This is a genomic window from Balneolales bacterium ANBcel1 (assembly GCA_029688905.1).
GTDB lineage: Bacteria > Bacteroidota > Rhodothermia > Balneolales > Natronogracilivirgulaceae > SLLW01.
Genome location: JARULB010000006.1, coordinates 78,510 through 90,694 on the forward strand (window position 1 = coordinate 78,510; position 12,185 = coordinate 90,694).

Sequence of the window (12,185 nt, forward strand, 5' to 3'; positions counted from 1 at the left end):
ACGTATTGATAAAAGAATATTTAATGGACCTTATATGCAGCTTGCAATCAGCTTTTTCAGGCTGGAAGATAACGCTTTCTTGTAAATAACTTATTAATTTGATCCAGGCTTTGCAAAATCGGGAACAAAATAAGAACACTATTATTAGCGACTTACTTTATAAGCAACATTCTTCGTGTTTGTATGAAACGATCAAAGTCTGATGCTCCCGACGGTACAGCTTCCAGACGATACAGATAGACACCCGACGTCAGGCGACCTCCGTCAAAATGCGCCTGATGCATTCCGGCATGCTGCTTTTCGTTCACCAGCATCATCACTTCACGTCCGAGTAATTTGTGGCTGATCTTGCTGATTTGTGATCTTCGGTTCATTTGTTTCGATGCACGAAATTTGTTTCGTCAGATATTTTATTTTCGCCGCCCGGCCGATTGGTACAACGCTTCCACAGCCGCCAGTGATTTGAGTGCTTCCTCACCGGATACGGCCATTTCAGAACCATTAATCAAGGAGGCATTGATGGTCTCGTACTGCCGGTAATGGTTTTCAAAACTCATTCCGGCCAACGGTGCGGATGCGCCTGAACCGGTGGAGCTGTCAGCTTTTTTTGCTGAAGTACCGGTTTTTGCGGCGGACTGTGAACCGGGTTCGGGGTTTGTTCCGGATCTCCATCCCGCCGGGTCCACCTCTTCTCCGTTACTCTTCCAAATCGTCAAACGGTCTCCATCCAAAACCGCCGTTCCTTCTGTGCCATGAATGGCAAGCTTGCGTTTTTGAGGGGGACGGATGGATGTTGAGGCCTGAAACACACCCAGCGCTCCGCTGGACAACCGGAAACAGGCAACGGCGTTGTCCTCTCCTTCGATGCCATCATGTGTGAGCGTGCCGGTGTATGCCGAAATTTCCCGGATATCCCCCGCAATCCATTGGAGCAGATCAACCGTGTGGATCGCCTGATTAATGACAGCGCCGCCTCCGTCCAGTTTTAGTGTACCGCGCCAAGGCGCATTCCGGTAGTATTCGTCGTCACGGAACCACTTCACCGATGCGGTCACCATAACGGGCTGTCCCAACACTCCGTCGTCAAAAGCACGCTTCATCGCCGCCACATCATCAATAAACCGGTTTTGATAGATCACCGTCAGCCGTACCCCGTTCTTCTCACATGCCTCCAGCAATGCCCGGCCGCGCTCCATGTTGACTTCAATCGGTTTTTCAACGACCACATGTCTGCCCGCACGTGCCGCTGCAATGCCGTAGTCCAGATGGGTTCCGGATGGTGTGCAGATAACTACGGCATCCAGCTTGTCATGCGCCAGAAACGTTTCGTAATCGGTGTACGGCTCGGCGTCAAACTCCCGGGCAAATCGCGACGCCTTATCCCCATTACGGCTGTATACCGCCGTAAGTTGTCCCTCACTCGTTCGCTCGATAGCCCGGGCATGCGTGTCGGAAATCGTCCCGCATCCGACCAGGCCATAACAGATCTTTTGTTTTTCCATTGAAGGTCCAGGCTTTTTCCGGTTTATTAAGTCGTCATCTAATGAAATGAACATGACCGGGCCGGCGCCAGGGCACACAAGTTCATGAATATTTCCATGAATGCTCCATCTGTCCGCTTGAATTCAAAAAAAAATAAACAGATGAAAACACCACATGATACCAAATCTTAGCCTCATGTTATTTGATCAACGTCATCGTCCGGGTCTCCATAAAGACATCTCCGGCCGCCCCGGCCGCCGGAATGGCACGTACCCGGTACATGTAGATCCCGGAGGACAATCCTTGCGAATCAAAGGTGACCTGATGGTATCCGCGGTTTTTCACTTCGTCCACCAGCATACGCACCTCCCGTCCTGTGATATCATACACCCGAATCTGAACTCTGGATGCTTCCGGAATGCCAAAACGGATTTGTGTGGACGGATTGAAGGGGTTGGGGTAGTTTCCCTGCAATACGAAATGATCCGGAATGCTCCCCCCCGGTTCTTCCGCCGTGGTAGGCGTGTAGCCTGAGGTGTAGAAAAACGGCTGCTCTGACCAGTTTCCGTCGGTGTGTTCTGTCCTGGCCCTCACGCGCCACCGATAGTTGTGATAGTCCTTCAGCCTTCCGGGGTAAACCAATGTCGTCCCGGCAATCGTGGTGTCCATCATGATATTCTCGGGCCTTGAAAAATTGCTTTCGGTCAGCTGAAACTGATATTCCGCAGTGATGGCGGCAGGCTCCCAGACAAATTCCGTCTCCTCGGGTGATACGGTAGCACCGTCACGCGGACTCACGACGGCAACTTCCAGATAGGGCAGCTCCGATTCCGTGTAAAAGAGCGGCTCATCCGACCATGGACTTACCCCCTCCTCATTTCGGGCACGTACCCGCCATCGGTAATAGTGGTCGCCCGTCAGCGTCGATGGCACCCGGATAGCGGACTGTCCGGCCAGCTCTTCGATCTCCACGTACGACGGATCGTAAAAATTGAACGGCGTCAGTTGCACTTCGTATTCCAAAGCCCCGGCCACTTCGGTCCAGGAAAAATCGGCGGCCGTGGTTATCACAACACTGCCGGTCACCGGTTCCTGAATCTCGGGAGCATCCAGCACATAGTCAGGCGCATGCATCTCCCCGTCTTCACGTTCGAACGCACCCATATCCGGTGCGGTCCCGTAATAAACCTCCCCGAGATCGACTCCGCCATTCACCGTAAAGGTGCCGGACTTCGGACGAAGCAACCCGACGTCGGGAAGCGAACCATCGGGCTGCCTCGGACCTTTTGCAAGCTCCGTATCCACACTTTCAAAATCCTGGGAAGAGAGACTCTGCCCCTCCTGCCAGCTGTTGCCACGGGCAACGGCCCCTGAGGGAATTCTTGCGATGGTATTGGAAACGGCGCTCAGATTATTCAGAAAGACGGATCGGTTGTCAATCCTCTGGCCGTAATCAAGACTGAAGTTATTGCCGTTGTTGTAGGAAGTGTTGTGGACCAGGGTCAGTACCCCGGTGTTATTGTTGCTGTCGAACCCGTTGGATGAGTGGTCCAGTGCCATGGAGCGCTTGACGATATGGTTTCCGGCAACACCGTCGCCACCGAGCTTGAATCCGTTACCGCCCCCGTCGAAATCGGGCGGGTTTCCAAATACCGAAGGATCCCCATTGTTAATGGCCCAGCTGTTCTCCAGGATGATCTCGTTCGGAGCCGTCCAGAAATCGTAGCCGTCGTCGGAGTTTTCCCAGGCACGGCATCCATAGATGTGATTTCCGGGTCCGATGTTCTCAAATTTGATGGTGATGCCGTCGGCGTTATTCCCCACGCGCGGCGTCCGTTCCGTATCGTAATTGAAATTGTGGAAGCTGTCGCTGTTCTTGAGCAGGTTGAACGATGCCGTACCGGCCATGTGGATACCTGAATCGTGGTTGCCATAGGCGGTCAATTGCTCGAGGATATTATGGCTGCCGTCATTCCGGATACCATTGTGTGACGCGTACCTGACGGTAATCCCGATGATATGCCAGTAATCCGCGGTGATGTACAGCCCGTGATACCCCCGCTCTTTCGGTTGATTGATAAAATCCAGCACGGGCACTTCGCCCGGATAGGCCGTCAGGACAATACGTTGCGACTCCGATCCGTCGGGGTTGTTGATGCGAATCATGTCATTGTGCTCATAAATACCGCCACGCATTACGATGACATCGCCCGGCCCCACTGTCGAAAGCGCGGCGTTCAGATCCGCCAGGGGCTCCTCCTCGGTCCCGGGATGCCCGTTGTCGCCATCGGGTGCCACATAAATGCGGTTACCGGCGGGAATCTCGCCATTGAAAACATTCAGTCCGGGGTCTTCGCGTTCAAAAAAGGAATCGGGCGGACGGTTTTCTGTGGATGCGTACAGCGATGCGGCATGAACTGCCAGCCAGAGGACAATTGATGATGTAAGAATAAGGTACTTCATGTCAATATTTGGATTCGATGTTCAGGCGGAGCCGGTTTGGAGGATGATATTTATTGTGGAGCCACCAGGGCCACTGCCCGGTTAACCGGGGGAATGCACGTTGCCGTACCGGTCGCGGCCACACTCCAGGATATTGTATGCAAACGTCTGAACAGCTTGCAAGTAAGGTGACTGGTCAGTGTGCGTGTCAGGAGTGGATAGAGCCGATCCTCCGGATGGAGTCTCGGACACCTCCCTACAGGGCATCACGCAAAACAGCGTCATAATAAACAAATTTGCAACGGTTTTGCTGTAAAAATACATTTGGTCGTTCATCACTGCGCACATTGGATGTAATCAAGGAGATTTGCCGGAATGATCCGTATCAACATGACTCATTCTGCCGGGGTTACCCGAAACCACTCATAGTCGGCAAAGCCAAGATGCCGGCTGCTGTATTCAAAAATATCATCGGGATCATATTCGGCCGGTTGTGCTCCAAAAAGCCCGATTTTGGCACCTATCCAGCCGCCTTGCCGGGACTGGAACGTACCTCCGATATGTGAGAAACTTTGGCCATCCGTACTGTAGCTGAATCGCACGAGGCCGCCATCCCGCACCTCCGCCCGAAACCAGAAGGTATCGCCATCAACATACTCACCGGAAATCTCCTCTCCGATGCCACCATTATCGGCATCTTTGGTGACGGTTTGTGAGATGTAAAGGCCATCCCTTCTCTTTTCCAGAGAGAGATAGGAGTAGTCGCGACCCATGACAATCAGGCCGGCTTTCTCTCCGTACATGTGTGGTGTAAAGGTGAACTTCGTGGTCGCCGTAAACGCAGGTGCCGGAAACTTTTGCAGGAGCAGATTGGGAACATCCCAGAAATTGGTAAAATCATCGGGCAAGGGAGTGCCGTATATGCGCAGAAAACCGGCACGTGATGTCAGAGCCCAGGTCAGTGACGGATTTGCGTGCCACTGCCACTGCAGGCCCAATTTGTGCGAGTCGAATTCGTCGGACTCCGGCGGTGTTACAATGGGCCACTCGGTGTCGCCCACATCGGGTTTGCGATATGTGGAAACCGGTTCACCAATTCCGTCTCCATTCTTGTCAACTCCCATCAACGGCCATCCATCCACCCACTGAACCGGGTTGAGATGCACAATGCGACCGTATTCGTATTTATCCTGAAAATGGACAAACCAGGATTCGCCCGACTCGAGCTCGACCAGGCCGCCCTGGTGCGGACCGTTGATATCGGTGGAGCCCTGATGCAGAACCACTTTTTCTTCATAGGGCCCAAACACATTATCCGAGCGCATCGCCAGTTGCCAGCCATACGTTACACCGCCGGCAGGTGCCAGAATGTAGTAGGTGTCTCCTCTTTTGTGGAATTTCGGACCTTCGACCACACGGTGTCCATCGTGGCCGTCGAAGGCAAGCACCGCTTCGCCGATCACCCCGGAGGCGTCCGGTTCCATTTCCTGAACTACCAGCACGGTATTTACACCGGAACGGCTGCGTGCAAACGCGTAGACCAGATAGGCGCGACCGTCATCATCCCACAGTGGGGACGGATCGATCAGGCCGTTTCCTCCCTTGACCAGTTTCGGCTCAGTCCATTCACCTTCGGGATCATCCGTCTTGACCATAAAGATTCCAAAGTCGGGATCCCCCCAGAAAATGTAGTAGTGCCCCTTGTGATAGCGGATGCTCGGCGCCCAGACACCCTGCTCGTGCCGGGGTTTGCTGAAATGCTCATCGGGATACAGGCGTGGAAGCGCGTGATTGATCAGTTTCCAGTTGACCAGGTCACGGGAATGGAGGATCGGCAAACCGGGGGATGCGTTGAAACTGGATGCGGTCATGTAGAAATCGTTGCCGACACGAACCACATCGGGATCCGAATAATCGGCATGCAAGATGGGATTGGTATAGGTGCCGTCGCCGTTATCAGCTACCCAGACCTGAGACACGTACGGTTCGGTTTGCTGTGCTTCGGCAGGAGCTTCCAACCCTGTCAGGAACAAGAGTCCAAGGCCCGTAAAAAGTGCCTTGAAACCCGTAGAATGATTTAGAAAAGTGCGATGGGATACAGATACCGACATGGTTACATGCGCTTTGGGTGGGTGATGACCTTTGCGTGGGCCGGTCACTAAAAAATAACGGCTGCACGCATTGTCTGAGGGTGGCCAGACAACGCGCACAGCCGTTCATTGCTACGTTATGTCACTGCTTTGCTTTTGGTTACTTAACAAGCATCATCTTCTTCACTTCACTGAAACTGCCTGCCTGAATTCTGTACAGGTAGATTCCGCTTGAGAGTGAAGAGGCATCGAAAGTCACCGTATGGCGACCGGCTTCGTAGTTGCCCTGTACCAGTGTAGCCACTCGCTGTCCCTGAATGGTGAAGACATCGATGGAAACATTTGCCGGCTCAGGAAGGCTGAACTGGATATTGGTAGCAGGGTTGAACGGATTCGGATAGTTTTGAGACAGCGCAAACTCATCCGGGATTTCGGCGATCTCATCAGCATCGGTCGGTTCCACAATATGAACCTCGACATGATCCACATGAATGATCGCACCGTCGTTCTTCTCCATATTCAGAGCCACGGCATAGCGCAATCCGTGCTCTTCATCATCAGCGTTGGCGGTATGGCGATAGGTATACTGCGTCCACTCGTCATACAAGTCAACTTCAACACCTGGATGGCCTGGATAACGGGCCCAGTCGCCGCTTTGAGGCAGACCGAGGTAGAGGTTTGCTCCGCGCTCGTTGTTATCGGCCTTAATCCATATCGACACTTCGAGCTCATCGCCTTCCAGCACATGGAACGGCTCGTTTACCAGTTCGACTTCCCAGTCGTTGGTCGTTCCGTTCCAGACACCGAAGTCAACCTTCAATGCATGGTCACCATGGTAGACTTCATCCGTAACGATTTCAAAGGTTGCGTCACCCGGATTTAGGGTCCAGGCCACGACATCACCCGGTCCGACTTCGCCGGGCTCGGCTCGCTCGAAACTTCCGTTGTAGTTGATCAAATCGCCTACTGCATGTGGCGTTTCGGGTATCGGAGGCATGACGGTCAGCACGCCTGACACGTTCTCTTCACCGTCCCAGAATCCATCCTGGAATCCTCCGTAAACGGTTTCGCCACCGGCAAGCTGGAAAGAGCTCACGTAGTAGTAGGTACCCGGCTCCAGGTCGGAACCGATATCCAGCATGTACTCATGGCCTTCATGCTCGAAATCCGCATTGAATTCGGCATCCAGCCAGGTCCATCCGTCTTCTGTCGGGGCAACATTTTCGGTATTCAGACCAATTTTGGCTACCATGTCATCCGACTCTTCGGGATCATCGGTGAATCCGGGGGCGTGTACCTGGGCATAGACCATGAACTCTTCGCCTTCTCTGATTTCACCGTCAGCGGGCCACTGGAGATTGGCGAATGTAATTTCAGCGCCAACAGGGTAACGGAGGTAACCGTCGATAGTGACGATTTCCGCGCCATCCATCAGGTTCAGGTCGAATTCGTTGTTAAACTCGCCCCGTACCAGACGCAGTGTTTCAAGGATAGTGATATCCCGTGACTGATCGACGCCGGCTTCGTTGTCGATAACCAGGGTTTGCACTGCAAGCGGCAGTGTGAAGCTGGACTGCTGCCGCTCGGTTCCGTTGAAGACATAGGTTGCGTTGCGGGGTATTTCGGTTCTGGCATCGGTCTGGATGTTGGCATCAAACCCTTCCGGATGGGAGGTCGCCAGGGTTCCACCTTCATGGAGGATAAACAGATCATTGCCATCAATTTCACTGTATCCCATATCCAGGTATGCCCCTTCGAGAACCTCAATCGGGAGGTTGTCGATATCAACTTCATCGGCAACGGTCAGATACTGAACCGTATCCTGTCCGGCAAAGACGAAGTTGGATCCGCTTCTGGGGTTGGAGTTTTGGGTTCCACCGCCCAGCATGGTCAGGCTGCCCTCATACAGATACCAGCGGGTGGTACCGTCGCCGCTCTGGGATCCGCGGGTAACCGAGAAGTTTGTTGCATTTTCCCCTACATAGATGCTGCCGTAATGGTGCACTTCGTAGGTGGTCTGAGCATTGCCGGATCCATGACTCGTAAAGGTACCGGCATCCACGAATACATCGCCGAGAATAGTGAAGATGGCCTCGCCCTGGAACGGTGCCCCTGTGAGAGACCACCGGTTGTTGGCGGTGTTCTTTACATGGATATCACCGGAAATCGTCACATCATTCAGCTCCAGATTACCGCGGTTTGCCATATTCGGGGTATCAAGAACGATGTTGTGATAATTCTGATTGGTGTTGGATGCGTTTTGTTCGATCATGCCGGTAAACATGATGGTTGAGCCATCCAGCCACTCGGCATTCGGAACGGTGCCGCCGTTTCGGGCGTGGTCATAGACACCATGGTTGCCGACGATCATCTGGCCGGAACCATCTGTCCGTATCTCACCGTAGTTGATAATTTTGCGCTCGGTGTAGAACTCGTTCCCGTCGGCGACTTCAACGATGGCAGAATCCGGAACTATGAGATTTACCATACCGGTGAATGAGGTCTCTCTGCTGATATGTACGCTTTGAGCAACCTGTCCGGTGGTATCGGCAACAAACGTGATATTACCGAGGTCATCGTTATGGGAATCCTGCAAAGTACCGCCGTCAACCCAGAGATCGCCATTCAGATGGACGGATACGTGTCCGCCACTGCCACGGCTCGGAGCGAAATTGGCGCCTTCATGGACGATCAGATCACCTCCGATATTGAGGAAATAGGTCTGGGCTCCGCCGGATCCGGTCATCGTTGCCTGTCCGCCTTCGACGATCAGACTTCCTTCGATATTGACCGTCACATCGGAATCGGCGCGACCGGCCCAGGTCATGTGGAAGCGACCGCTACCGGTGTTGACAACACGGACATCACCGCGGATGGTGTTTTGTTCCGCTCCCCAACCCACATCAATGTTCTGAGCCTGGTTCGGGTTGTCCCAAACGAAGTTGTAGAAACTGCGGTTGGCGCCGGAGGGATCATCAGCTACCAGTCCGGTGAACTTAATGGTGGATCCGTCGTTCCAGTTAGCCGGGGGTACCGGAGGTCCTTCCTGACGGGCATAGACATAGTAGCCGCCGTCATTGATGTCGAGGGTACCATCCAGTTCGACAATTCCGTCTTCGGCTTTAATAAAGGCGCCGTTGACTTCAACATGACTGCCTTCGGCGATAAGGAACTCGTCCTCAAACATGAAATCGGTGTCAGCGGTAACAACTACATGCGCATCTTCTGCTACCGTATAGTTGATGGCACCGGTATAAGAGACATCGGCACCAACGGCAATCGTTTGAGTCGAGGAACCGCCGAATACGAATCCGCCTTCATCGTCATTATTGGAGTTTTGCAGTGTCGCACCATCATCCACGATGAAATCGCCATGGAGTGTCCAGGTTCCAAAACCGCCACCGCCACGGCTGGGCGAGAGGTTGGCACCGTCATGGACGTGAACATCACCCATAACGACAACATTGTAAACGGCTGCGCCACCTGATCCGGTTGTTGCCAGCTGGCCGCCTTCCACAATAACATCACCTTCGATTGTCGTGGTGGTTCCGTCGCCATCGCCTGCATCATGGAAATGAACACGTGCCGAACCGCTGTCAATGATTCTCATGGTTCCGCCAATAGTGGCATCACCCCATCCGATATTGATATTTTGGGCCTGACCCGTGCTGTTCCAGGTGAAGTTGTAATATTCCTGGGCGCGGTTACCGGGGCCGTGTCCGACATAGCCGGTGACAAGCATCGTCGATCCTTCATTCCAGTTGGCGACCGGGATCGATCCACCGTCGCGGGCGTGCTCGTAGGTACCGCCGTCGTTGATGTCCAGAACTCCTTCAAGTGCAATTACGGCGTCTTCTGCGCCTATCAGCGATCCGTCTACATCAACATGACCGCCTTCGGCGATAAGGAGCTCGTCCTCAAACCGGAACTCGGTATCGGCCGCGATCAAAACATGCGCGGTTTCAGCTACAGTAAAGTTGATGGTTCCCGTGTAGGAGACATCGGCACCGACTGCTGCCGTCTGTAGTTCATCACCGGCAAATACAAACCGGGCCATATCGTCGTTGTGGGAGTCCTGCAGGGTAGCACCATTTTCCACGATGAAATCGCCGTACAGATCCCATGTGGCGAATCCGCCGCCACCGCGGCTCGGGGCCAGATTGGCTCCGCTGTGCACATGAACATCGCCCATCACCTCTACATGATAGGTGGCTGCACCGCCGGAACCGGTGGTGGTAACCTGACCTCCTTCAACGATCACATCACCCATAATGGTAATGGTGTTTTCGTCACCGCTGCCGGCATCGGTAAAGTGGAAACGAGCCGACCCGGTACTGAGAACGTGGATCGAGCCGCTGATAGTAACTTCTTCCCATCCGAAATTCAGGTTCTGCACCTGCTCGGGGTTGTTGTACACAATATTGTAAAATTCCTGTGAACGGTTGCCGGGGCCGTTGCCTACATAACCGGAGAGGATAAACGTCGATCCTTCATTCCAATTGGCGACAGGGATGGATCCGCCGTCGCGGGCGTGCTCATAGGTACCTCCGTCGAAATCGAGCGTGATACCATCGGCTATGCCAAGGCTGCCACCTTCACCGACCTCTTCGCCTTCAACCGTAATGGAGCCGGTTACGGCCAGATCGGCATCCAGCACAATATCGTGTCCGTCCAGAATAGTGATGGTGGCTTCGCCTCCGGGCACCTCAGTAGCGGCACTCCAGTCGGTGCCGTCAAAGGTTTCCCAGACCGCCACATCGCTCCAGTCCCCCGATCCTGCGGAGCGGAAATCACCCGCATCCTGAGCCAGCGCGTTTCCCGCCGAGAAAAACAGAAACAGGGTTAATGTTAAGATTTTTGTCACAGTGATTTTCATATGGAACTCCGTTTGTCTTTTTGATGATTTAACCGGTAACTATATTGGTTAAAAGTATGGTAATTACGGTTATCAGTAACGGAAAGACCGTAACTGTTGCTCCTTTGTGCTTCGGTTGTACCTGCATTCACATACATTCACGGCCGGGTTACCGCTCCGTTTTTTGCAATATGAAACGGATATGGCAATGCCGTTGAATGGATAATCATATAAATGGGACGAGCAAGTTCTCAGGTTACGTGACACCCACTCGACATTTCACGTTCGTCTCTTCAATGCTGCGATTTTCTGATGGCAAGATTGTGGAAATCGCCGGCGTCGATGGTGATAAAACCTTTACCTTCGGGAAGATCGCGAATCTGTCCGGCCCTGCTTCGCTCCCATCCCCAGGCAATAAGTGAGGAGTCGGCGCGAATGGCCAGGCTGTGGGTGTATCCGACCGAAATTTCACGGTAACCGCCGTCTGTGGGGGTATCGCTTACTTCGTTGCGGCTGTCCCAGCCCCAGGCAACCATGGTGCCGTCTTCCCGCAGGGCCAGGCTGTGCCGGCCGCCGGCGGATATGGCTACAAATCCTCCTTCTTCCGGAGTATCGTTTACCGAGCCCAGCATGTCGTTGCCCCAGGCCACCACCGTTCCGTCTTCGCGCAGCGCCAGGTTGTGATTCTCGCCTGCCGAAATAGCGATGAAATCGTTGCCACGGGGGGTGTCGGTAACCTGACGGTTCAGGTTCCAGCCCCAGGCGACAATATAACCCTCCCGATGCAGGGCCAGGCTGTGGGTCCCGGCGGCTGATATCTGTATGTGCCCTTCACGCCGGGGAATTCTGCCCGCCACAATGGATCGGTCGTCTGTGATATGGGGATCCCATCCCCACTGTATCACGGTTCCGTCTTCGCGCAGCGCTACGTTGTGGTTATGTCCGGCCGCAATGGCGATGAAGTCGTCCTCTCCGGGCGTATCCCGAACTTGCTGGTCGGTATCGCGACCCCAGGCAGCCAGGGAGCCGTCGCTGCGCAGGGCCAGACTGTGGCGAAAACCGGCGGCAACGGCTACGAAGTCATCGCCCCCGGGCAGGTCACTTACCTGGCCGTTGGTATCATCGCCCCATGCAACAAGATATCCGGTGTCCAGGCCGGCAAGCGGATCCCCCGTCCGGACACCGGACGCGAAAAATGCCAGGTAAATCAGTATAATTAGAATGGCCAGTGCGACTGCGACAGGGAGCAACCGGCGTAGATTGAGTTTCATCATAATTTCAGGAAATACTGATGGGACGGATCGCCGTTATTACCG

Annotated in this window: 6 protein-coding genes; all 6 read right to left on the reverse strand. The window is 53.9% G+C overall.

The genetic code is table 11. The features are described 5' to 3' along the window. Positions 1-152: 152 nt before the first annotated feature. Positions 153-374, reverse strand: a complete 222-nt coding sequence (locus QA596_09460) for a hypothetical protein (protein MDG5767691.1) — start codon at positions 372-374, stop codon at positions 153-155. A 36-nt stretch (positions 375-410) separates the two neighbouring features. Then, positions 411-1,502 carry a Gfo/Idh/MocA family oxidoreductase gene (locus tag QA596_09465; GenBank protein ID MDG5767692.1) on the reverse strand — a complete coding sequence of 364 codons (1,092 nt, stop codon included), beginning with the start codon at positions 1,500-1,502 and terminating at the stop codon, positions 411-413. Between the two features lie 178 nt (positions 1,503-1,680). Continuing rightward, on the reverse strand, positions 1,681-3,945 hold the full coding sequence (locus tag QA596_09470; protein ID MDG5767693.1) for a T9SS type A sorting domain-containing protein: 2,265 nt from the start codon (positions 3,943-3,945) through the stop codon (positions 1,681-1,683). A 374-nt stretch (positions 3,946-4,319) separates the two neighbouring features. Next, complete coding sequence (locus QA596_09475; GenBank protein ID MDG5767694.1) at positions 4,320-6,035, reverse strand: glycoside hydrolase 43 family protein; 1,716 nt, start codon at positions 6,033-6,035, stop codon at positions 4,320-4,322. 139 nt (positions 6,036-6,174) lie between these two features. Then, positions 6,175-10,890: a T9SS type A sorting domain-containing protein gene (locus QA596_09480; protein ID MDG5767695.1), complete on the reverse strand. Its 4,716-nt coding sequence runs from the start codon at positions 10,888-10,890 to the stop codon at positions 6,175-6,177. 272 nt (positions 10,891-11,162) lie between these two features. Beyond that, positions 11,163-12,143 (reverse strand): hypothetical protein, encoded by a 981-nt coding sequence (locus QA596_09485; protein ID MDG5767696.1) that lies wholly within the window; start codon positions 12,141-12,143, stop codon positions 11,163-11,165. Positions 12,144-12,185 lie beyond the last annotated feature (42 nt).

Coding starts and splice junctions, on each gene's coding strand:
- QA596_09460 (MDG5767691.1), bottom strand. CDS start 374: ATGAACCGAAGATCACAAATCAGCAAGATCAGCCACAAATTACTCGGA.
- QA596_09465 (MDG5767692.1), bottom strand. CDS start 1,502: ATGGAAAAACAAAAGATCTGTTATGGCCTGGTCGGATGCGGGACGATT.
- QA596_09470 (MDG5767693.1), bottom strand. CDS start 3,945: ATGAAGTACCTTATTCTTACATCATCAATTGTCCTCTGGCTGGCAGTT.
- QA596_09475 (MDG5767694.1), bottom strand. CDS start 6,035: ATGTCGGTATCTGTATCCCATCGCACTTTTCTAAATCATTCTACGGGT.
- QA596_09480 (MDG5767695.1), bottom strand. CDS start 10,890: ATGAAAATCACTGTGACAAAAATCTTAACATTAACCCTGTTTCTGTTT.
- QA596_09485 (MDG5767696.1), bottom strand. CDS start 12,143: ATGATGAAACTCAATCTACGCCGGTTGCTCCCTGTCGCAGTCGCACTG.